Annotated in this window: 16 protein-coding genes and 9 pseudogenes; 20 read left to right on the plus strand and 5 right to left on the minus strand. The window is 40.3% G+C overall.

Features of this window, described 5'->3' with window-relative positions; genetic code table 11:
- Positions 1–15 precede the first annotated feature (15 nt).
- Positions 16–243, plus strand: coding sequence for a hypothetical protein (locus JCM19033_RS27340; protein WP_306301284.1), 228 nt, complete (start codon positions 16–18; stop codon positions 241–243).
- A 321-nt stretch (positions 244–564) separates the two neighbouring features.
- Complete coding sequence (locus tag JCM19033_RS08870) at positions 565–1434, plus strand: hypothetical protein (RefSeq protein WP_054636049.1); 870 nt, start codon at positions 565–567, stop codon at positions 1432–1434.
- Positions 1435–1483: 49 nt separating this feature from the next.
- Here the strand turns inward: JCM19033_RS08870 and JCM19033_RS23365 are convergent, their stop codons facing one another.
- Positions 1484–1630, minus strand: a complete 147-nt coding sequence (locus tag JCM19033_RS23365; RefSeq protein ID WP_157049814.1) for a hypothetical protein — start codon at positions 1628–1630, stop codon at positions 1484–1486.
- A gap of 181 nt (positions 1631–1811) precedes the next feature.
- Positions 1812–2108, minus strand: a pseudogene (locus tag JCM19033_RS25455) (transposase); the annotation flags it as partial.
- 713 nt (positions 2109–2821) lie between these two features.
- On the opposite strand from JCM19033_RS25455, the gene JCM19033_RS27345 reads away from it, so the two are divergent.
- The 17 genes and pseudogenes from JCM19033_RS27345 to JCM19033_RS08940 all read left to right on the plus strand — a co-directional run bounded on the left by JCM19033_RS27345 (position 2822) and on the right by JCM19033_RS08940 (position 17893).
- A complete protein-coding gene (locus JCM19033_RS27345) occupies positions 2822–3367 on the plus strand; it encodes a LysM peptidoglycan-binding domain-containing protein (protein ID WP_306301285.1) in 546 nt (181 codons plus the stop codon).
- 62 nt (positions 3368–3429) lie between these two features.
- The gene (locus tag JCM19033_RS27350; RefSeq protein ID WP_306301286.1) at positions 3430–4110 is read left to right on the plus strand and encodes a glycosyl hydrolase family 18 protein; all 681 of its coding nucleotides are present in this window, start codon (positions 3430–3432) and stop codon (positions 4108–4110) included.
- A gap of 205 nt (positions 4111–4315) precedes the next feature.
- Positions 4316–4765, plus strand: coding sequence for a MarR family winged helix-turn-helix transcriptional regulator (locus tag JCM19033_RS08885; protein ID WP_054636051.1), 450 nt, complete (start codon positions 4316–4318; stop codon positions 4763–4765).
- 420 nt (positions 4766–5185) lie between these two features.
- Positions 5186–5796: pseudogene (gene wrbA / locus JCM19033_RS08890) on the plus strand (NAD(P)H:quinone oxidoreductase).
- Positions 5797–5928: 132 nt separating this feature from the next.
- The gene (locus tag JCM19033_RS08895) at positions 5929–6681 is read left to right on the plus strand and encodes an IclR family transcriptional regulator (protein WP_198153459.1); all 753 of its coding nucleotides are present in this window, start codon (positions 5929–5931) and stop codon (positions 6679–6681) included.
- Between the two features lie 193 nt (positions 6682–6874).
- A complete protein-coding gene (locus tag JCM19033_RS08900) occupies positions 6875–7576 on the plus strand; it encodes a FadR/GntR family transcriptional regulator (protein WP_054636052.1) in 702 nt (233 codons plus the stop codon).
- A gap of 68 nt (positions 7577–7644) precedes the next feature.
- Positions 7645–8969: pseudogene (locus JCM19033_RS08905) on the plus strand (FAD-binding oxidoreductase).
- A gap of 1 nt (position 8970) precedes the next feature.
- Entirely contained in the window at positions 8971–10329 is a 1359-nt protein-coding gene (locus JCM19033_RS08910) for a (Fe-S)-binding protein (protein WP_054636053.1), read from the plus strand.
- Positions 10329–11792 (plus strand): FAD-binding oxidoreductase, encoded by a 1464-nt coding sequence (locus JCM19033_RS08915; RefSeq protein ID WP_054636054.1) that lies wholly within the window; start codon positions 10329–10331, stop codon positions 11790–11792. Before JCM19033_RS08910 ends, JCM19033_RS08915 begins: the two co-directional genes overlap by 1 nt.
- A gap of 195 nt (positions 11793–11987) precedes the next feature.
- Positions 11988–12068 (plus strand): annotated as a pseudogene (locus tag JCM19033_RS28075) (hypothetical protein); the annotation flags it as partial.
- A 377-nt stretch (positions 12069–12445) separates the two neighbouring features.
- Positions 12446–12577, plus strand: coding sequence for a hypothetical protein (locus tag JCM19033_RS28080; protein WP_374701222.1), 132 nt, complete (start codon positions 12446–12448; stop codon positions 12575–12577).
- Positions 12578–12954: 377 nt separating this feature from the next.
- Positions 12955–13571 (plus strand): annotated as a pseudogene (locus JCM19033_RS28085) (malate synthase G); the annotation flags it as partial.
- 18 nt (positions 13572–13589) lie between these two features.
- A complete protein-coding gene (locus tag JCM19033_RS28090; RefSeq protein WP_374701224.1) occupies positions 13590–14105 on the plus strand; it encodes a hypothetical protein in 516 nt (171 codons plus the stop codon).
- A gap of 97 nt (positions 14106–14202) precedes the next feature.
- Positions 14203–14980 (plus strand): annotated as a pseudogene (locus tag JCM19033_RS08925) (fumarylacetoacetate hydrolase family protein).
- A 317-nt stretch (positions 14981–15297) separates the two neighbouring features.
- A pseudogene (locus JCM19033_RS08930) lies at positions 15298–17078 on the plus strand (L-lactate permease).
- Between the two features lie 130 nt (positions 17079–17208).
- Positions 17209–17535, plus strand: a complete 327-nt coding sequence (locus JCM19033_RS08935) for a hypothetical protein (RefSeq protein ID WP_054636055.1) — start codon at positions 17209–17211, stop codon at positions 17533–17535.
- 112 nt (positions 17536–17647) lie between these two features.
- Positions 17648–17893: a hypothetical protein gene (locus tag JCM19033_RS08940; RefSeq protein WP_054636056.1), complete on the plus strand. Its 246-nt coding sequence runs from the start codon at positions 17648–17650 to the stop codon at positions 17891–17893.
- Here the strand turns inward: JCM19033_RS08940 and JCM19033_RS08950 are convergent.
- The 3 genes and pseudogenes from JCM19033_RS08950 to JCM19033_RS08960 form a co-directional block, all read right to left on the minus strand.
- Positions 17890–19748: pseudogene (locus JCM19033_RS08950) on the minus strand (TRAP transporter permease). The gene JCM19033_RS08940 and the pseudogene JCM19033_RS08950 sit on opposite strands and share 4 nt — an antisense overlap.
- A gap of 16 nt (positions 19749–19764) precedes the next feature.
- Positions 19765–20781, minus strand: a complete 1017-nt coding sequence (locus tag JCM19033_RS08955) for a TAXI family TRAP transporter solute-binding subunit (RefSeq protein ID WP_054636059.1) — start codon at positions 20779–20781, stop codon at positions 19765–19767.
- Positions 20782–20944: 163 nt separating this feature from the next.
- Positions 20945–21480: pseudogene (locus tag JCM19033_RS08960) on the minus strand (ribonuclease H-like YkuK family protein).
- 259 nt (positions 21481–21739) lie between these two features.
- Here JCM19033_RS08960 and JCM19033_RS08965 point away from each other — a divergent pair.
- Complete coding sequence (locus JCM19033_RS08965; protein WP_054636060.1) at positions 21740–22522, plus strand: CAP domain-containing protein; 783 nt, start codon at positions 21740–21742, stop codon at positions 22520–22522.
- Positions 22523–22526 lie beyond the last annotated feature (4 nt).

Here is a 22526-nt window from a genome sequence, read left to right on the forward strand (position 1 = left end):
TTCTTTGTTATTCCCATGCAAGCGTTTCTCATTGGTTTAGGACTTGTGAAAGATGCTTTTCTTCATTCAATCTGGTCCACGACTGTATATTTTGTTCTTATGTTTGTACTCGGATCAATGCCAAATCTTCAAATGGATGGAATCATTATAGGAATGAACACAGGCATTGTTATTCTTACCATCATGCATTTCTTAACAATTCGTCATAGAATTCAACTCACCCACGGAGCACGAAAAATATAAATAAAAAGAGATGTTATGTAACCTGCCTTTATCACAAGAAACCGTCTCACACCTGTGTTATTTTTAAAGGAAAACCTCTATATGAAATTCTAAAAGGGCTGCTCTCCGAGGTTGTCCTCAGCTTCCAAAGGAAGCATTTTGAGCTTTCAGAGCGATATGACATTTTTCAATTGCCGAGTCTTACCTAAAGGCTTGGCATATTTCTGTTTGTTTTACTCCCTAAGAGTAAACATTTATAATGAGAAAAGATGAAACAGAGGTAAAATTCTAGCCCGCGCTATGTTACCCTAAAAGGGAGACTACATTATACGGAGGACAAATATGAAACATTGGATTGCGTTCGCGCAAGCAGTAGATAACAAAGCAACGCTGCGAGTTAAAAGAACATTAAGTGAAGAAGAACTACATACTATTAATGCATGTAAAGATAAAATTTCCTTGTTTCAAGGGATCAAGTCCTTGTTTCAAATTACTGTAGGAAATTATTCCAGTTTGAAAAACAGCATTGGTAATCTTGAAAAGAAGATGAAAGAAGAGTCGTCCTGGAATAAGGATACGGTGTACTTGGAAATTAACCGGATGCTAGTTAATTATATTTCTACGGCAGCCATGTTTGAAAACCATGCAGAAAAGAGCATCCATGAAGAATACGGAGATGCAGCTCCACAGCTGATCTCATTTAATGAGCAAAGAGATAAGGAATTTAATAATCATTTTGCTTATCGTTTTTTCTCTGAACTTCAGGCCTTTATTCAAGAGAAAGGACTTCCTAAAGGAAGAATCAAACCTAGCGGGGAAAGTGAAGAAAGTCTTCCAAAAATGATCTATATTAAAGATTCCCTGTTGGTACCTGATTTTGAATGGGATGAAAAAGTAATAGAAGATTTTCGGGATAAGCCAAAAGCCTTTGATATTTACCCTGATTTAGATCAAAATTATCATAGCTTAATCAGGGTTTATCAGCGTGTGCTTGCTATTTTGGCAAAAGAAACGATCAAAGCTATTGGAACGTATAACAAGCTCATTGGTGAATTTCATCAAGAGTTCGAAGAAGAAGGGGTTCTCGTTGTCGTTGAAGGTGAGTTAAAAGGTGACGGAACAGAAAAGCTTATTAACTTGCCTGGAAGAGAAATTAAAGACACAATTGATGAACTGAAGCGATTTAAAATATTAAAGGAGAAAGACTCCTAAAACAATAAGAAGGGCCCTCACATCGGTGAGAGCCTTTTCTTGTATTTAGTTAGTTGCTTGTTGCTTGTTCAAGAATACACTCGCTTGCCGCGGGCAAGGCTTCAGCTAGCCGGGTTAGACCGCCCCGGCGGATCTTCAGCTCTTGCTTTTCCCGCAGGCGTCTCGTGATTTTTGAACCATCAATGAATAGGTACACAAAAAGGATACCTTCTGATTAGGTTAAATCACCACAACATAACAGAATCGGAGATAGCCTTATTTAAAATACCGGATAAAGCAGGGTTTGAACGCACGTTTAAGGTTAAAAACGACATAGGATTTGCCTGATGGCGGTAAACTGGAGAAAATTCTCTGCCCGAGAGGCTCATCAACCTATTTTAGATCAACAAAACTGTCCCAACTATCGAAAAGCGATAATTGGCACCATTTTTACTTTTCAGAGGCTGGTTTGTCCCAGCCCCTTCTCTTGGCGGAAAAATATTTATTTTCGGGAACTGGGTGTAGGGTAAAGAAGATGCTGTAATCAGCGCTTGTTCTTTAGCTCCCTTCAAGGTTCGTAACCGGCAGTAGCGAAGACCGTGGAGTTGTTTTGCCTTCACAAAGCTTCTTTCAATGGTTTCTTTTCTCTTTTTGTAAAGAAGCTTTCTTTCCGGAGAAAGCCTACTTTCTCTGACGGTCTAAATGTGACAAATACGGCCGTGAGTCATGAACATTGCCAGTCGTGACATGGACATCCGTAATAATGTTATGTTTCATGCCTGTAGTGCGGTGATTCTTTATGTTCACAGTAAAAAGGCTTTACTTTCTCAGAAGATCAATCTTCTTGTCTACTTTTCGTAGTAAGTGATCTTCTTACACTAATTGATCGGTGAAGACCAACTTTAATTCTCCTTGTCTTTCTGAGTAGACGTTACATGATATTCATCAATATGGAAAAAACTCCCATATATTTTCAGGCGATTTAGAGAAGCGAAAGGCGGCGACTCCTGCGGGAAAAGCAACAGGTGAAGATCCCGCAGGGCGATGTGCCCGAGGAAGCTGAAGCGTTGCCCGCGGAAAGCGCCCGTCTGTAGCGAATGAAACGTGGCTTGAACGGATGTTGCACTTGTGCTACAGGTAAAAGAGACCGTCTGTAGCGAATGAAAAGTGTGGATTGTTTTTCTAGTGGATTAGTTATCTTAATTATACTTAATTAATCTGAATAATCGGGGTTATTCACTCAAAAAATGGCTGTTGAGAAGGCTTTCTCGACAATCTGACCGCCATAGCTGGCGGTTTTTTTATTTCTAACCTTTCCAAACTTTAGTAGAAAGGTTAGAAGAATGAATCTTTGTATTGCCGAATAGGCTGGTAAAAGTAACATGACCAGAGCAAGGGGGACAAGCAAATGCAGATTCATGTAGTTTCTCCAGGAGAGAGCCTTTGGCAGGTAGCCCAAACATATAACATCCCATTTGAAACGATTGTGGAAGTAAATCAGCTGCCTAATCCGGATCAGTTAGTTGTAGGCCAGGCAATTGTGATTCCTGTTGAGGGAAGATATCATATGGTTCAGCCGGGGGAAAGCGTATGGCATATTAGTCAGCAATACGGGATACCCGTAGAGGAAATAGTACGAGGAAATAATATACAGTTTCCACACCTTGTACCACCAGGCTCTGTGCTGTATATTAATGATCATTCGCGCCAGCTGCCGACAGTTGATGTTGGGGCTTACGTGGATCTTCAAATCACAGGGGAAGATTCCCCAGCAGTAGTCGATGAGGTTGGTGAACATTTATCTTTTTTACAAATTTTCAGTTATGAATTAAATGCAGATGGGTCGCTTACACCAATAGACGATCAAGCAATCATACAAACAGCTTATGAAAATCAAATTGTCCCATTGATGGTGATTACAAATATTGAGGAAGGCCAATTCAGCCGGAAGTAGCTACAGCGGTCCTTCAAAATGAGCAGCTTCAGGATCGCCTGCTTGAAGAAGCTGTCTCGATAATGGAGGAGAGAGGCTATCTGGGACTGGATTTTGACCTGGAATACTTAGGGGAAGAAAACAGAGAACAATATAATGAACTCATGAGAAAAGCAAGGGTATTGATGGACGAACGAGGCTTTTTCCTGTCTAGTGCACTGGCTCCTCAGGTGGAACCAGGTATGGAAGGTATTCTTTATGAAGGACATGATTATGCGGCTCACGGTGAAATTGCCGATTTTGTCTTTTTAATGACATATGAGTGGGGGTGGACCGGTGGACCTCCTATGGCTGTCGCACCCATTAATGAAGTGCGCCGGGTGATTGAGTATGCAGCTTCTGTAATGCCCAATGATAAAATTATGATGGGAATTCCTCTTTACGGATATGACTGGACACTGCCTTTTGAAGAAGGGGTTACGAGGGCGACTGCAATTGATCATCAGGAAGCTATAGAACTAGCGGTCACATACAATGCGGCTATCGAGTATGATGAAGAAGCTCAGTCACCGTTTTTTACGTATTATGATGAAGAAGGCAACCTGCATGAAGTCTGGTTTGAAGACGCACGAAGCATACAAGCTAAATTTGATTTAGTGAAAGAGTTTGGGCTGAGAGGGTTTTATTACTGGGTGTTAGGATGGGAATTTCCTCAAAACTGGCTTCTCTTAGAAGCAAACTTTGAAGTAAATAAATATGTGTAACCACTTTTTGCCGGCTGCTAAAAAAGTTATTTACATTCTCCATTGAGAGTGGCAAAAGGTTTTCGTATGAAGTGAATAAAAAGGCAACATGAGTTATGAGACGACTACACGTTAAAATAGTATATAAATGTTGACACCTTTCCAAATTAATGATTTAATAAAATTAATCTTGAATTCAAGATATAATTTTTAAGGATATGGTCTTATGAACACTAACAACGAGATTCAGGAAAGAGATCCATCACTTAAAGCACTTATTGTATTATCAAGAACTCAGCATGCTGTTGAAGAGAAGATTAAAGAAGATATAAAAACATATGGGTTAAATCCAACAGAATTTGGAGTACTGGAGCTTCTTTATCACAAAGGTCGCCAACCAATTCAACGAATTGGCGAGAAAATTTTGCTATCAAGCGGAAGTATTACGTATGTGGTTGATAAGCTGGAGACCAAAAACTATCTTATTCGGAAACCATGTCCAAAAGACCGAAGAGTCACATATACCGAGATAACAAAAGAAGGCACGGAGCTAATGGACAAAATTTTTCCGGCTCATAAAAAGGTGATACAAGAAATCTTTTCCACTCTTGATCAAAAGGAAAAAGAGCTGCTGATTAACTTGTTAAAACGAGTCGGACTTCCGCTAAGACCCTAAATCAATTTATAAAGAGAGCAGGAAATTTTGACCACCTGCTCCTCCTAATGATACAAGGAACCAGGCATTTTTCACTGTTCATAGTTTAATAAAAAAATGAAGTTTAAAAAATTTTACCCTGAAATCTTGAAATTAAGATAAATGAATTTGTGATTTATTTTTGTGAGTTAAGGGTAACTATGAACTGTGTGGTTATTTTTGATAATCCGGCAAGAACCTCTACATGTTTTTGCTGATTATATAAATGTTCTCCCCATAAGCAAAATACAGCGGACACTCATCCATTTCTATTGCATTTTGCTTTCTCTTATCAATGAAACGTATTAGGTAAGGGGAGAGGAAAGATTTCAAATTATTTGAGTGGCAGGTGTGAAAATGGGGATATTAGACTTATTTAAATCAAAAAGGAGAGATTCAGAAATGGCAAAAGCAAATGTTGCAGTTATTTATTACAGTTCCACAGGCACTAACTATAAGCTTGCACAATGGGCAGAGGAAGGTGCAAAAGAAGCAGGGCTGAAGTAAAACTATTCAAAGTATCTGAAGTTGCACCAAAGGAAGCAATTGAATCTAATCAGGCTTGGAAGGACCATTATGAAGCAACTAAAGATGTACCGGAAGCTTCCCTGGAAGATCTGGAATGGGCGGATGCAATTATATTCAGTATGCCGACACGCTTTGGGAATGTTCCGTCTCAGCTTAAGCAGTTCCTGGATTCTACTGGACCTCTTTGGGCTAATGGAAAGCTTGTAAATAAGGTAGTGAGCGGAATGTCTTCTGCGCAAAACCCTCACGGCGGGCAAGAAGCGACTATTAAAGCCTTGTACACAACGATGATGCACTGGGGTGCCATTATTGCAGCGCCAGGATACAGCGATCCCGTTACATTCGCAGCCGGCGGTAACCCTTACGGCACAAGTGTAACAGTTGACCAAAATGGTGAAATGAAAGAGGACGTAAAAGATGCTGTGAAACACCAGGCAAAACGTACAGCAACAGTTGCAGAATGGGTTAAGCAAGGACAGCAGTAATATTGTATACCAACAAGTTATCTTAAGCAGGGATATTCCCTGCTTTTTCTATTTTTTGCTTGATAAGGCCCTTCAAATGCTTCTATGGTATACTATTCAAAGTATTGCTATTCTTGGATTTGGAGGCCTTTAATGGTTAAATCAGTAGACAGAGCATTGCGGATTATTTCTCTAATCAGCAAGCAAAAAGAAGGAATGGGAGTTACTGAACTTGGAGAACGGCTTGGAATAGGCAAAAGCTCTACTTATAAATTATTATCGACACTTACTGAGCACGGATATATTGAACAGGATGAAGGAACGAAAAAGTACCGTTTAGGATACAAGTATCTGGAATTAAGTGCACTTCTACTAGAGTCTATGGATATTCGATCACTGGCAGCTCCATTTTTAAAGGAAGTAGAGGCAATAACCAATGAAGTTGTACATTTGGTTGTCTACGATCAAGGAGAAATTGTCTATATCGAGAAGCTTGAAGGAAACGAAATTCTGCGTACCCATTCAAAGGTGGGAAGAAGAGCACCTGTTCATTGTACAAGCGTGGGAAAAGTAATTCTTTCTCACTTGGAAGACCGTGAAGTAAGAAATATATTAACGAAACAAGGCATGGCAGTTCACACAGAAAACACGATTACATCCATTGATGAATTTCTTAAAGAAATACATAAAGTGAATAAACAGGGGTTTGCCGTGGAAAAGGAAGAAAATGAAGTAGGGATTACTTGCATTGCAGCGCCCATTTTTGATAACAGAGGTAAGATTGCTGCAGCGGTCAGTATATCAGGACCCTCGATAAGAATGTCCGATAAGCGCTTGCAAGAGTTAAAGCCATTAATTATGAAAACAGGAAAGCAGATATCCAACCGGTTAGGTTACGTAGAATAATAACCAGAAAAGCCAGTCTTTCATTTTGACTGGCTTTTTTTGTATTTAAAAAACATGTCGAAAGTTGTTTATTTTTTGCCTTGATTAGAAATTTTCAAAAAATATATTGCGTTGGCAAACTATCAATGATTTAATAAAACTATACTTAACATATATCAGACATCTGATGACTGACCGGAGAGGTGGTGGAAGGGTGAACATTGAAAAGATTTCAAAGAAGAAGGTCTCGGCTATCGTAGTGGAGCAAATTGAAGATATGATTACGTCTGGCAAGCTGCAACCAGGTGAGAAGCTTCCTTCTAATCGTGAATTATGTGAGTTGTTTGATGTAGGACGTTCGGCCGTGAGGGATGCTATAAATACTCTAGCCGGAAAGGGTGCCGTGTACGTTAAACAAGGAGAAGGTACATTTATATGTGAATTTGATTCTACTAAAGTCTTCAAGCAGACCGCCCTTATTGCTAGCTCAAAGAATATAAGGGAGTTATTTCAAGTAAGAAAGATTTTAGAAACGGGGATTGCTGAAACAGCAGCGCAACATCGATCACCAGAAGATATCAAGGAAATTGAGACTCTTATGGATAGTCCGTTAGATGGCTGGGAGGCAGATTTTAAATTCCATTTAACAATTGCCAAAGCTACAAAGAACCAAATTATCATTCAGCTCCTTGAATTTATTTCAGCCACGACGAAACAGGCCATGAAAGATTTTCATGATTATATTCAACAGGATCCTGAAAACTTACGAATTATTCTCGATCAACATCTAACTATTCTTGAAGCAATTAAAACAGGTGATTCAAAACAGGCAAAAGAAGCAATGAAGGAACATTTAAACTATGTCGAAGGCTGTTATATGATATTTTTTCCGAAGAAACGACAGCATGATATGTAAGCGCTGTTATATATATTTTATCAAATAAAGAAACATGGTTTCCTATTACGAAACAAAGAGGTGTGAAAATGATTACTTCCAATTTATTAAGCGACTTGAGGGGATTGCTACCTGAGACTGAAATTGAAGAAAGAGGCACTCCAAATCATCTATTAGGAAATGACGGAGATATAGTCATTTATCCTACATCAGAAGAAGAAATTTCCCAGATTCTTTCTTATGCAAATGAGAATAACAAGAAGGCAGTAATAAGTGGTATGGGGACGAAAAGAGGATACGGTGGGGTGGAGGAAGCTGCAGATATCTTACTATCTTTAACCAACTTCAAAGGGATCGTTGAACATACTGTCGGAGATATGACTGTTACCGTAAAACCAGGTACTCCGTTTAAAGAACTTCAGGAACATCTTGCAAAGCATGATCAAAAAATCGCATTAGACCCTCCATTTTCTGACTTTGCTACGATAGGAGGTATCATTGCTGCAAATGAAAGCGGTCCCAAAAGACTTGGCTACGGGTCGGCAAGAGATTTAGTTATAGGATTAAAGGTAGTTTACCCAAACGGTGAAGTTATTCGTACAGGGGGCAAAGTGGTGAAAAATGTTGCTGGGTACGATATGAATAAATTGTTTATTGGTTCCATGGGGACTCTAGGTGTTTTATCAGAAATCACCTTAAAGCTTCGCCCAATACCTAAACATGAAAGCTTGGTACTTCTATCTTTTGAAGAGTCTTCTTTAGAGAATATCAAACAGTTAGCTGTGAAAATTCTGGATTCTTTAATCGAACCCGTCTCCCTTCAACTGTTAAATCCTTCGGCTGCCCAGGAATTGACCGGAAAGTCAAATTATACTCTCGCGATTGCATTTGAGGATGTTGAAAGCTCGGTTAAATACCAGGAAGATTTTATAAAAAACCTACAGCCAGAAAACACATCCTTCACGCTTCTTCAAGAAGAAGAGGCAAAGGAATTCTGGCAGAAGTTCAGCAACCTGGCTCCAAATGGAATAATGACCATCACAGGTAATGAAACAGAAGCTGCTTTAAAAGTTGGTGTCAAAAACCTGGACGTGTTCAAAGTAATACGGGAATGTGAGCTGTTAGAGGAAGGATTTAACGTTAAAGTGATCAGCCACGGCGGCCTTGGCCATGGCTGAGTGAGGTGATCATAAAAGGTGCAAGTGAAAACGTCCTTGCAGCCATTCACAACCTGCGAGAGTCAGTGAAAGAATTAAAAGGGTATGCAATTGTGAAATATCTTCCTTTATCAATGCGTCAAACAATGAATGTCTGGGGTGACAAACCCTCTTATTTCTTTCTTCTGGAAGGAATAAAAACAAAAATAGACCCAGCCAAAACGTTAAACCATAAACGTTTCATAGGAGGTTTGTAACATGAGTATTAAAGAAAAAGAAGTTCTTCAGGATCCGCCATGCAGTTCCCAAAGTCTTGGAAACTACCTCTGGGATGATAAGCCAGATCCAGATAAATGGGCCGATTGTGTGCACTGCGGAATGTGTCTTGAATCTTGCCCAACCTATGAAATCACCGGGCAAGAACAGCATTCACCTCGCGGCAGAGTTCATCTTATCAAGTCAGTCGCTGAAGGAAAGCTGGAAGTGAATGAACAGTTTCTCGATCCCGTATTTGCCTGTCTGGACTGTCGCGCCTGTACAACTGCTTGTCCGGCAGATGTAGATGTAGGCGGGCTCATTGAAGAAGCAAGAGGTCAAATCCGTCAGGCCATGCCTCTAACTGGCTGGAAAGGCCAGGTAAGTAAGTTATTCCTTAAAGGATTGTTTCCTCATCAAGAGCGCTTGAATTCCATCGGAAGCCTGTTAAAGTTCTATCAAAAGAGCGGGGTACAAAAGGTGGTACGAAAAACGGGGCTCATGAATGTTATGCCTCCGCATCTTGTACAGATGGAAGCGATTATGCCTGATGTTAAACAGCCTGTACGAAAGAAATATAAGGATGAAGAAATTGTAAAAGCAAAAGGCGAAACAAAAGGTGAAGTTGCATTCTTAACAGGTTGTGTAATGGATGTCATGTTTAGTGATATTAATGATTCTACTGTTAATGTTCTAACACGAAACGGAAACGATGTAGCCATTCCGAAAAATCAAACCTGCTGCGGAGCCCTCCATGTTCACGCAGGTGACCGTGATACAGGCCGAAAGCTTGCTAAGCAAAATATAGAAGCCTTTAAAGATGCCGACACGATTGTAGGTAATGCTGCAGGCTGCGGTTGTATGCTGCAGGAATACCCTGAGCTTTTCCATGAGGACCCAGAGTGGAAAGAAAAAGCAGAAGAATTTTCTGCTAAAGTGGTCGATGTTTCCAAGTACCTCTATGATACCGGTTACGAAAAGCCAAAAGCGGAAATTAACACTCGTCTGACGTACCATGATGCTTGTCACCTCGCACACGGACAGGGAGTAAGAAAAGAACCGAGAGAGCTTCTTATCGATATTCCAGGTGTTGAAATGGTTAATATGCCTAATGCCGATCGCTGCTGCGGAAGTGCCGGGGTATATAACATCACAAATCCTGAAATGGCAGATGCTGTTCTTGAAAGCAAAATGGAAAATGTGCCGGATGATGTAGAAATGATTTCTATGGGGAACCCAGGTTGTATGCTGCAAATGGCTATGGGGGTTCAGAAGTATGGACGGAATCAAAAGATAGTTCATACCATTCAGCTCCTTGATTGGGCTTACCAGAAAGAGGACAAAGAAAAGGAGGGGAAATAATGTTTAGCACAAAGAAAAAAATCAAAACAAATGACAAGCATATTAAGAACCTTGCAGCTATAGCAGGCGGGGCCGACTCTATTCTTTACCATAAAGAAGACCTTCTTGCCTATGACTGCGATGGATTTGTCATTCACAAACACCTTCCAAAAGCAGTTGTTTTCCCGAAAAATACTGAGGAAGTTGCAGAGCTGGTAAAGTACTGCTCTGCAAACAACCTTCCTTTTTTGGCCCGCGGGGCAGGTACTGGACTAAGCGGCGGTGCGATTCCAGTCAATGGAGAAGTGGTAATCAGTCTCGTCAGAATGAAAAAGCTCTTAAGCGTGGACCTTGAAAATCGAAGAGCAGTGGTAGAGCCAGGCTATATTAATCTAAAACTGACTAACTCAATTTCTGATAAGGGATATTATTACGCTCCTGATCCATCCAGCCAATATTGCTGCACCATTGGTGGAAATGTGGCTGAAAATGCAGGAGGGGCTCACTGTTTAAAGTATGGGGTAACAACAAATCATATCTTGGGTTTGGAAGTAGTCATGCCAAACGGCGAAATCGTGGAAATTGGAAATGATGGGATTGCCGATGCTCCAGGCTATGATCTATTGGGCTTGTTGACAGGATCTGAAGGCACTCTTGGCATAGTCACAAAAATAACGGTAAGGATTTTGAAAAACCCTGCCGCCAAACAAACAGTGCTTGCTTATTTTGATGATGTAGCTGATGGCAGCCAGGCTGTCTCTGACATTATATCAGCAGGGATAGTGCCGGCAGCTCTTGAAATGATGGATAAGATTGCTATTGAAGCAGTTGAAGCAGCTGCGTTTCCAGTTGGACATCCAAAAGACATTGAAGCACTGCTGCTCATTGAAGTAGATGGAATTGCTGCAGGGATTGATGAGCAGATTGACCAGATTCTCGATGTTTGTAAAAAGAGGAATGTCCGAACCGTTAAAGTAGCACAAGGTGATCAGGAGCGAGCCAGTTGGTGGGCAAACCGGAAAACAGGATTTGGAGCCATGGGAGCCATTTCTCCTGATTATCTCGTACAAGATGGGGTAATTCCACGGAGCAAGCTGCCTCAGGTTCTAAAACAGATTAATGACATCAGTGACGAGTACGGCTTGCGAATTGCTAACATTTTTCACGCAGGTGATGGGAATCTCCATCCTCTCGTATTATTTGATTCTGCGAAACCAGGAGAAACCGAAAAAGCACTTGCAGCGGGAAGTGCCTGCCTGCAGGTCTGCGCGGACGTAGGAGGTTCAATTACTGGCGAGCATGGTGTCGGTATTGAAAAGAAAGAGGAAATGCGTTTTATTTTCACAGATAAAGAAATTAAAGCTCAAACAGATGTTAGAGAGGTATTCAATCCATCTAACTTATTGAATGCAGGAAAGCTTTTCCCTTCTCCTGGCCGTTGTGCTGAAGTAAAGAAGGAACTGAAAGAAGCAGCAACGACTTAGAAGAGAGATAGCGAAATTTTGAGAATATTATTGAATATTAAACGCTTTCATGTTAGAATTTAGGAAATTGGAACGATAGGAAACAATGTTTCCTAATAAGAAACGAATGTAACTATATCTAAGGAGGCACTACTATGTCTGAATACGTTAAAATCGGAAACATTCAAGTAGCAGATGTACTACACAAATTTATAAATGAAGAAGCTTCCAAAAACGGGATTAGATAAAGAGCAATTCTGGGCCGACTTTGATAAATTAATTCATGAACTTACTCCTGAAAACAAATCTCTCCTTGAAAAACGAGAGGAAATTCAATCACAACTGGATAATTGGTATAAGGAAAACAAAGGAAGCTTTGACTTTGATAAATATAAAGCATTTCTTGAAGAAATTGGTTACTTAGAATCTGTTCCTGAGGACTTTGAAGTGACCACCAGCAACGTAGATGAGGCTGTGACAAAGCAAGCAGGCCCACAGCTTGTGGTGCCAGTAAATAATGCTCGCTACGCTATTAATGCGGCAAACGCCGTTGGGGAAGTTTGTATGATGCACTTTACGGAACGGATGCAATCAGTGAAGAGGGCGGCGCTGAAAAAGGCCCAGAATACAATCCTGCACGCGGGGACAAAGTTATTGCATACGCAAAAGAATTTTTGGACAACACCATTCCGTTGCAGGAAGGATCCCATAAAGATGCAGAGAAATATGAGATCAATGATAACACTCTATCTGTTACTCTTTCAGGAGGAAACAAAACGGGACTAAAGGATGCAGGAAACTATTAGGTTACCAGGGAGTATCAGAAGATCCTTCTGCCATCTTATTTACAAATAATGGATTGCACTTTGAAATCCAAATTGATCCGTCCCATCCAATCGGAAAAACGGATAACGCCGGGGTGAAGGACGTACTAATGGAGTCAGCTCTTTCAACAATTATGGATTGTGAGGATTCCGTTACAGCTGTGGATGCGGAAGATAAGGTCCTGGTATACAGGAATTGGCTCGGCTTAATGGATGGAAGCCTTTCCGTTTCATTTTCCAAAGGCGGCAAGACAGTAGAAAGAACATTAAACCCTGACCGTACTTATACTGCACTTAACGGCGGAGAAATATCGTTATCAGGACGTTCTCTTATGTTTATCAGAAACGTAGGACACCTTATGACAAACAATGCCATCCTTGATAAAGACGGGGAGGAAGTTCCTGAAGGGATCCTTGACAGCGTGATTACCAGCTTAATTGCTAAACACGACCTATTGAAGAATGGTCCTTATCAAAACACCACAGAAGGCTCTGTATATATTGTTAAGCCAAAAATGCACGGGTCAAAAGAAGTGTCATTTGCCAACAAGCTGTTTAACAGAGTCGAAGACCTCCTGGACCTGGAAAGAAACACATTGAAAATTGGTGTCATGGATGAGGAGCGCCGCACTACGTTAAATTTAAAAGCATGCATCAATGAAGTAAAAGAAAGAGTAGTCTTTATTAATACTGGATTCCTTGATCGTACAGGAGATGAAATCCATACTTCTATGGAAGCCGGGCCGATGATTCGCAAAAGCGAAATGAAAACTTCAGCATGGCTTCAAGGTTACGAAAAATCAAATGTAGCAGTGGGACTTGACGTGGGCTTAAAAGGAAGAGCCCAAATTGGAAAAGGTATGTGGCAATGCCAGATTTAATGGAAGAAATGTTGAAGCAAAAAGGCGGACAGCTAAAAGCAGGCGCCAATACTGCCTGGGTTCCTTCCCCAACTGCTGCCACACTGCACTCACTTCATTACCATGAGATCGATGTGAGTGAAGTACAAAAAGAGCTTGCAAAAGACACCACTGATTACCGCAACGATATTCTTCAGGTCCCTGTAGCTGAAAACCCTAACTGGTCAGCCGAGGACATCCAAGCAGAGCTTGATAACAACGCTCAAGGTATCTTGGGTTATGTCGTTAGATGGGTAGAACAAGGAGTTGGCTGCTCTAAAGTACCTGATATTAATAATGTAGAACTAATGGAAGACCGTGCTACACTGAGAATTTCCAGTCAACATATGACTAACTGGCTGTATCATGGAATTTGTTCAGAAGAGCAGGTATTGGAAACACTAAAACGTATGGCGAAAGTTGTGGACGAACAAAATGCTGGAGACCCGGCTTATCGCCCGATGGCACCTAATTATGATGATTCAGTAGCATTCCAAGCGGCTTGTGATCTAGTATTTGAAGGACGTAAGCAGCCAAGCGGGTATACTGAGCCAATCTTGCACCGCAAACGTATCGAAGCTAAGGCCAAACTTGCTCAGCACCTAAGCTAATATATATATCATCTTTCAGTAATGGTGATTTCCTTTTCAGGATCACCATTACTTACTGAATAATTATTGATAGTCGTTGACAGAAAGGACAATGTATATGAAATTCGTTAGATTTAAAAACAATTCAGATATGTTAACCGGAGAATTGACAGCAGAAGGGATCAAGGAAATCAAGGGAGATTTGCTTGGAACCTGGGAGTACACAGGAAAAACATTTCAAGAAAGCGAAGTAACTTTAACTGCTCCCCTTGAGCCTAATCAGATTATTGGTATTGGAGCTAACTTTGTAACGAAGACCGAAGAACTTCCAGAAACTTTACCTGAAATTCCAGTATTCTTCTTCAAACCTACTTCGTCTGTGATTGGCCCGGAAGAAGATATTGTTATCCCAGAAGCCATCGAGGAAGTAAAGTTCGAATCTGAACTGGCTGTTATCATTGGAAAAGATACGAAGGACGTTTCTGAAGACGAAGTACTAGACTACGTGTTTGGATATACGGTTGGAAATGACGTAACTGCACCTCAATATTTCCATGAAGCAGGCCATTGGACAATTGGCAAATCCTTTGATACTTTCACTCCGTTAGGACCTGTCATAGAAACTGAACTGGATCCACTTTCTATTAGAGTGGAAGCCCGACTTAATGGAGAAGAAAAACAAAACAGCGGAACAGAACTAATGATTGTACCTATCAAAAAATGATTTCGTACTTATCCTCTGTAATGACCTTGAAAAAAGGCGATGTGATCTTAACAGGCAGCCTGTAGGAGCTGAATTAGTTGGAGAGAACAATGAGATTGAGTGTGAAATAAAAGAAATAGGTGTTTTGAGAAACAACTTTGTAAAAGCAAAGAAAACAGCTCAATCACTGTAAAAATGATATGCTGACCTCCTGATAAATCAGGTGGTCGGCTCTCCTTAGATTAGAGAATAAATTTTTTATGTGTAGTATTTACTGAATAATCTAAATTGTAGAATGGAACTTTACGTACATTCATTCATTCAGTAAACATAATTATTAAAGCGCTTTCATATTTTGCAACACGAGTACATGCTTTGCGAAAAGGGGTTATAAACTGTGGTATAGAATTTTGATAAGCATTTGGTACCCCATTAAAATTCTCCACCACAGGTTATATTTATATAAGTTTTAGCATTTTTTTACCTTTTAAAAGGAAAGGGGAGAACGTAGTGGGAACTGGATTATTGGCTTTCTTATCATTATTGCCTATTATTGTGGTTGCTGTATTCCTGGTTGGTCTTCGATGGCCTGCAAGTAAAGCTATGCCTATTTCATATTTTGTTGCAGTTGGTCTTGCATTATTTATTTGGGGGGTTCCAGCTAACAATGTCGCTGCAGCATCTGTACATGGACTTATAACAGCAGGTACGCTATTATACATTATATTTGGAGCTATTTTGCTCCTCAATACCCTCCAGGAAAGCGGAGGAATCAAAACAATCAGGCAGGGATTTACTGATATATCTCCTGACCGCCGAATTCAAGTCATCATCATTGCCTGGCTCTTTGGGTCTTTCATTGAGGGGTCGGCCGGATTTGGTACACCTGCTGCGGTGGCGGTTCCATTACTAGTGGGGCTCGGGTTCCCGGCAATGGCTGCCGTTGTTGCTGGTATGACCATACAAAGTACTCCAGTATCCTTTGGTGCTGTAGGGACACCAATGCTTGTCGGTGTACAATCCGGGCTGTCTGCTGACGCCAGTATTACTGATAACTTTTTAGCACTAACTCATGTCATTGCAGGACAGACTGCGATTTTACATGCAGTAGGGGGTACGCTCATACCTTTATTTGTTATCGCTATGATGACCAGGTTTTTCGGTAAAAACAAATCCTTTTCTGAAGGGATAAAGGTCTGGAAGTTTGCTTTGTTTGCCGCCTTTGCGATGACCATTCCGTATGTCATTGTGGCAAATGTACTAGGGCCGGAATTCCCATCAATGATAGGGGGACTTGTTGGTTTACTCATTGTTATAACAGCTGCTAAAAAAGGTTTCTTAATGCCAAAAGAAGACGAAACATGGGATTTCGATGAGAAGTCCAAGTGGGATCCTGAGTGGATTGGAAAAATCGAGATTAAAGACATTGCCATAAGAGCGGAAGCATGAGCATGGTTCGAGCCTGGACTCCTTATATTCTTGTAGGGTTGTTCCTTGTAATCTCAAGACAGGAATTTCTTCCTTTTAGAGAGTGGCTTCAAGCATGGGTAGTGGGACCTGAAAACATTTTTGGTTCAGAAATTTCTTCTACCTTCCAGCCTTTGTTCTCACCAGGTTCAATTTTCATTCTAGTTACTCTTATTACATTCTTTATTCACGGTATGAGTACAAGTGCTTACAAAAGAGCATGGGCTACTTCTGGAAAAACCACTCTGGCAGCGTCGGTGGCCTTAATCTTTACTGTGCCAATGGTTCAAGTATTCTTGAATTCCGGGGGAGGCACTGCAGGCTATGATGGTATGCCGATCGTGCTGGCCAATGCCGTAGCTGCTATAAGCGGCGATTATTGGCCGTTGTTTGCAACCTTTATTGGCGGCCTTGGAGCATTTATTGCCGGCAGTAACACTGTAAGTAACATGATGTTCTCTTTATTCCAGCATGATGTGGGATCACAAATGGGTGTCACTGCTTCCTGGATTGTAGCTTTACAGGCAGTAGGCGGTGCTGCAGGTAACATGATAGCGGTACACAATGTAGTAGCAGCTTCTGCAGTTGTTGGTTTAGTTGGTAAAGAAGGAATGATTATTAGAAAAACAGTCTTTCCATTCTTATACTATGTAACAGTAACGGGGGCTCTTGGATATTCCATTGTTTGGTATGGTGAGAAAGGACTCTTTAATCTTGGAACCTTTATCGTACTGGGAATTTTCCTTTCAGCATTCTATATTATTTCCTCAAACAGGAAACGTGTGGATATCATCCAAAAAAATACGACGGTTGGTTTCAAATAAAAAAAGAAAAAAGCTTGTCTCCAGTAAAGGAGGCAGGCTTTTTTATAAATAAAAGAATGTTTTCTTCCATCTATTCTTTCTTCGAAAGTAAAAGAGTAAAATAAAGAAAAGGTAAAAGGGAGGCCTGTGTATGGCTCGTTCTGTGTACTATTACGCTGTAATGTTTATTACCTTAATGATGATGATAGGAGGTACAGTGGCTGCTTTTATGAATGGAGCCGACCTCGTGGTCCCTCAGGGCTACTATCTTACCTATGAAGAGTTCAAGGATGAACAGGCTTATAAACTTGAGGAAGGTACAGTTACAGAAAGAAGAAGCGAAGAAGCTTTAGCTGCTGATTACGATCGTCAAGTAAAGGAGTTTACCATCATAGAAAAACAGCGAGCCATGAATGATTTAATTAAAAACATTGGGTGGATTATTATCCCGTTTCCAATTTTTTCTCTTTGCGAGTAACCAGGTTCGAAAAAAACAAAGTAGTGGTACGTCTTCAATTTAATTGCTCCAGGAAGAATTTCTTTTAGCGAAACTAGGAATAGCTAAAAGAAAACAAAGGAGTTGAAGCAGGATGGACCAGCACACATATATAGACCAGCTTGAAAAGCTTTACGTTCTTATGGAGACAAGACACATGCTTAAGGAAAAGATAGAGGTTTCATCTTCTGAATCAGCGCCAGCTGCTGTTTTAGAAGATATTAAAAAAATTGAAGAGGAGATTGCTTTCTATTCTGGAGGGCAATCCATTGAAGAAATTGAAGCTTCATTAAATGCTCCCCTTTTTAACCCTTCATATATAGAGGAAGAAGAGAGTTAATTCTCTTCTTTCTTTTTCTTCAAGTGAAATAATAACACACTCAGATATAAGAGCGCCCCAATTAAGTCTACGATAACATGAGGAGTGATCAACAAAAGAGAAGAAATGAATAATACGGCCTTTTCCAGAAGGGATAATTTTTTCTTTATATAGCCAATAATCACAGAAGATAGACCCGCGATCCCCAAGGTTGTAAATAAAATGTTCCATAAAATTTCGAAAAGAGAACCTTGCATTAACAATGATTCATTATATACAAAGGCAAAGGGAATAATAAAGGCAGACAAGCTCAGCTTAAAAGCGGCAAGTCCTGTTTCACCAGTTTTGGAACCTGATATGCCAGCTGCACTGTATGAGGCAAGTGCTATAGGGGGAGTTATCATAGAGAGCACTGCAAAATAAAGCACGAACATATGGGAAGCGAGAGGACCGATACTAAAAGCTTGCAGTGCTGGGCTAATAAAATTGCGCCCATAATATAAGCAGAGGTGGTTGGCATTCCCATTCCCAGTAAAATACAGCCACCTGCAGTTAAGATTAACGCAATGATCATAATATCTGAAGACAACAATGTAATTAGACTTGTGAATTTCAAGCCAAGGCCAGTAAAGCCGATTACCCCTACAATAATACCTGCTATTGCACATGGAATCGTGACATGTATTGCTTGTTTAGCTCCTTTATTTATTGCTTCTATGATGGTGTGTCTATTCAGCTGATATGGTTTCCGGGCCCATCCGAGTATAATAACTGCCCCAATTGCCCAAATGGCTGCACGATGAAGTGAATACCCAGTAAAGATTAAAGTGACTAATAAAATAAGTGGTAGCAGTAAGTGAAGACGAATGATGATGTTATCCATACTTTCCTTGACTTGGACAATGGAGAGCTGTTCTTTTGATGCTTTTAGGTGGACAATAATGAGTAAGGAAACATAATAAAGAAAAGCCGGAATCATAGCAGCAACAATTAATTCTACATAGGGAATGCCAATCATTTCAGCCATAATGAAAACAGCAGCACCCATTATGGGAGGCATCAACTGCCCACCTGTAGAAGCAAGGGATTCAATCGCTGCCGAATCTTTTTTTGAGTATCCGGCTTTTTTCATCAGTGGAATTGTGAAAATTCCTGTACTAGCTACGTTAGCAACAGCACTTCCGCTAACGCTTCCCATTAAGCTGCTGGAAATGACTGCCGCTTTTGCTGGTCCGCCCTTTGATCTTTTAGTTAGGCGAAAGGCAATGTCATTAAAAAGCTGACCTCCTCCAGATACATAAAAGAAAGCTCCAAAGATAACAAAATAAAATACATAATCTGCAGCTACACCAACGGGTATTCCGAAGATCCCGTCTGTTGAATAAAACAGCAGATCTATGAGATGAGGGAAATCTAACCCCCGGTGTCCTAAAAGGCCTGGAAAAAGTGGTCCGGCCAACGCATAAACGATAAATACCAAGGCCAAATATGTGATCATTTTCCCAACGATTCTTCTCGATATTTCAAGCAGTAATAACAGGTAAAGAAATCCAGCAAACAAATCTAGCGGGGAAAGTGTATCGACAAATTGAATTCTTAAATCTAGACGTGGCATGTGAAAAAGAAAATAAGCGCCCAACACCAACGGAATAAAAGGTAAAAGTATATTTAAAACCCGCTTAAATAGTTCCTTCCTTTTCATGGGTAAAGGAAAAAGGGAATATGAAAGAGACAAAGCAAAAGACAGATGGATAATTCGTTGCTGCATAGCAGGGAGCATGCCATTAATTGCTGTATAGATGTGAAAAGTAACCCAGCCTATAGCAATCAAAGTAGATAACAGAAGGTGTTTCTTTTTCATGGCGCTCCCTCCCATTTCCTTTCCGTTTTGTTTAGTCCTTAATCCAATTTCTTTCCCGATAATATTTCTCTGCTCCTGGATGAATTTTAATTGTCTGCAAATCTAGCCTTTCTATTGTTTGCTTAGGGTTAAAATCTTCTAATGCCTGATGCCCTTGGCTGAGCCTTTGTTTATTTTCAATTAGACTCTTTGTTATTTCATAGGCCATATCATCAGAAAGGTTTTCATTTGCGATCAAGGTTGTTGCAAAACCTACCGTTTCAATTTCTTTCGTTTGACCTTTAAATACATTAGCAGGAAATACAGCTTCATCAATTCCTGATGCTAAAAGCTCTTCTCTATATTCTTCTTCAATGGAAAGGAAGGTGACTGGTGTCTGCATAGCTATTTCTGTAAAAGAAGGGTGGCCGACTGTCATCATTTGTATGAACATATCTGCTCGCCCGTCATTAAATGAGGAAGAGACTACATCAAAGGACGTATTTGTTACCGAACCGCCATAAGAACGTAAAACATCATAATCCAAATCATGGGCATTGAGAATTTCTCTTGCTAAAAACTCTCCTTGACTACCACGGTTCATGGTGTAAAGATTAACAGGAATTTCTTTAGCCTTAATATCGCCAATAGACTCAATCCCATGTTTCTCTTTAAATTCATCCCGAATAATAATTCCAATGTAATAATGATCAAGGCCATCTAATAATAAAGTCAGGTTTTCATATGGAGTATCATAAGCTGCAGAACCCTCAGCAGCCCACTGGTTGTTTACACTGAATGTTAATCCTACATCCGCTTCCCCTTCAGCAACCACCCGCACGTTACCAAGACCTCCAGCATAGGGGAGAACATCAATCTGATTTACATCGGTCATTTCTTCACGTAATATTTCAGCCATCGTTGCTCCATACACATACCAACTGCTTCCTTGAGAAAAGGTAGCCAGCTTCAGCGTGTCGTTCTCTTCTTTGCTACTAAAAGAAAAACAGCCGCTTAGTATAAGGACAGAAGTTAGCATCAGAGCCGCCCAAATCCGTATTGTTTTCATACACTTCTCCTTACGGGTATTCAATTAATTTATATAATACGGTATGAATTCCTTCCGTTTATGGGTGGGTGTTTATCTATCTTTTCCATAAAAAATAGGCAGAACAAATTAGTTCTGCCTAAAGAAGAGCCAGTACACTTTCATTAAGTACCAGGAAAAAGGGTTACCGTGTAAAATGATTAGCATATCCTGAGGCTATTATTGCTTCAGGTTTAATTTTAGGTTCCACCCCCATAGACTCCATACGAGAAACCATTTCATTTACAAATTCTCTTGTTTTATTTCTCGGCCCGTCCCCAATATCAATGTGTCCTTCGATACTAAAGGAGGATCCATGATAAATATAGGCAGTATAATATTAATCAGGTTATTTTTTCGTTCCTCTGTAAATAAACTAACCACTTCTTCAGTTAATGATGTCTCATAGGATATTCGCGGATGAAGGATATCCATTCTTCTTGGTACTACTGTTTTTCTGTAGCATGCCCATACGCCTTTTCCTTTTCTCTGAATCGCCACTCCCGTGATAAAACGAGTAGACCGAGAATGAACCTGGGAATCTGTTCCAACCATAAGCCTGTAATTTCCACGAGGTTCCTTTTGCATAAATCGTTCAATACGTTGATATACTTGTTCAAATGTCATTGAACGTTCCGATAAATTTTGAAAGCTCAGATCATATACTTCGAGGTGTCTCATAATTTTTTCACCTGCCTATTATTATTGTTTAGGCTAGCAAGGGCTTTTATATCCTTCTTACTACGTAGTATTGATTCAAAAGGGTGTATTTAAGTTTAGCAAATCATTCCTATTTGATTGATTTACTATATCTTATGTGAGAGGTCTAAATACTTGTCACATTTATGAGAAATTGGAGGGAATTAGGTATTCAGGCAAACATTATAAAGGCTAAAAGAACGGACAAAGGATAGAGTAAAAGTAAAAAGGAGCTTTCAAAATGAGAAATAAAGGTTATATATTTATTTTACTTTTTCTACTTTGTAATATCATCTTATCTGGCTGTAATGGAGGGGGAGACACACAAGAAGGTGCACAGGGAGGGACAACTATCCAAGGAACACAGCATGGTGCTCAGCAGCAAAGAGGCCAGAACATTGAAAGAGAGTGGTTTGCTGTACCTTTTCCAGGGATGCCTGAACAAAGAGAAGGGGAAGTAAGGATCCCTGATCCAAACCAAAACTTAGATGAAGAGCTGGACCCGAACCAGCCAGATCCAGACCCTAACGGAAATATTGGACAGGATCCAGAACCCGACACTGAATTAGGACAAGAGGAACAAAGGCCCGAGGAGCTGCAGCCAAGAGAAGGGGAAGAAGACAGAGATGCGCAGCAGGAGCCCGAGGCTCAAAATATCAGAGAAGAAGTCATCAGACTGACAAATCAAGAAAGAGAGCAAAACGGGTTAAACAGTCTTGAACAGCATGGCCAGTTAATGGACGCTGCACAAGCAAAATCTGAAGACATGGCTGAACAGAATTATTTTTCCCATACTTCCCCAACATACGGTACACCTTTTGAAATGATTGAGGATTTTGGAATCGATTATCAAAGTGCTTCAGAAAATATTGCAGCCGGTCAGCAATCAGCAGAACAAGTAGTAAGGAACTGGATGGAAAGTGAAGGTCACAGAAGAAATATTCTTGATGCAAATGTGACTCACATTGGTATCGGCTTTGAGGATGATGGAAATTATTGGACTCAATTATTTATTCAACAATAAAGAA

The organism is Thalassobacillus sp. C254 (assembly GCF_001310615.1).

Excerpts from the sequence above, each read along its gene's own strand:
- JCM19033_RS27340 (WP_306301284.1), top strand. The coding sequence starts at position 16 with ATGCAAGCGTTTCTCATTGGTTTAGGACTTGTGAAAGATGCTTTTCTT.
- JCM19033_RS08870 (WP_054636049.1), top strand. The coding sequence starts at position 565 with ATGAAACATTGGATTGCGTTCGCGCAAGCAGTAGATAACAAAGCAACG.
- JCM19033_RS27345 (WP_306301285.1), top strand. The coding sequence starts at position 2,822 with ATGCAGATTCATGTAGTTTCTCCAGGAGAGAGCCTTTGGCAGGTAGCC.
- JCM19033_RS27350 (WP_306301286.1), top strand. The coding sequence starts at position 3,430 with ATGGAGGAGAGAGGCTATCTGGGACTGGATTTTGACCTGGAATACTTA.
- JCM19033_RS08885 (WP_054636051.1), top strand. The coding sequence starts at position 4,316 with ATGAACACTAACAACGAGATTCAGGAAAGAGATCCATCACTTAAAGCA.
- JCM19033_RS08895 (WP_198153459.1), top strand. The coding sequence starts at position 5,929 with ATGGTTAAATCAGTAGACAGAGCATTGCGGATTATTTCTCTAATCAGC.
- JCM19033_RS08910 (WP_054636053.1), top strand. The coding sequence starts at position 8,971 with ATGAGTATTAAAGAAAAAGAAGTTCTTCAGGATCCGCCATGCAGTTCC.
- JCM19033_RS08915 (WP_054636054.1), top strand. The coding sequence starts at position 10,329 with ATGTTTAGCACAAAGAAAAAAATCAAAACAAATGACAAGCATATTAAG.
- JCM19033_RS08935 (WP_054636055.1), top strand. The coding sequence starts at position 17,209 with ATGGCTCGTTCTGTGTACTATTACGCTGTAATGTTTATTACCTTAATG.
- JCM19033_RS08940 (WP_054636056.1), top strand. The coding sequence starts at position 17,648 with ATGGACCAGCACACATATATAGACCAGCTTGAAAAGCTTTACGTTCTT.
- JCM19033_RS08955 (WP_054636059.1), bottom strand. The coding sequence starts at position 20,781 with ATGAAAACAATACGGATTTGGGCGGCTCTGATGCTAACTTCTGTCCTT.
- JCM19033_RS08965 (WP_054636060.1), top strand. The coding sequence starts at position 21,740 with ATGAGAAATAAAGGTTATATATTTATTTTACTTTTTCTACTTTGTAAT.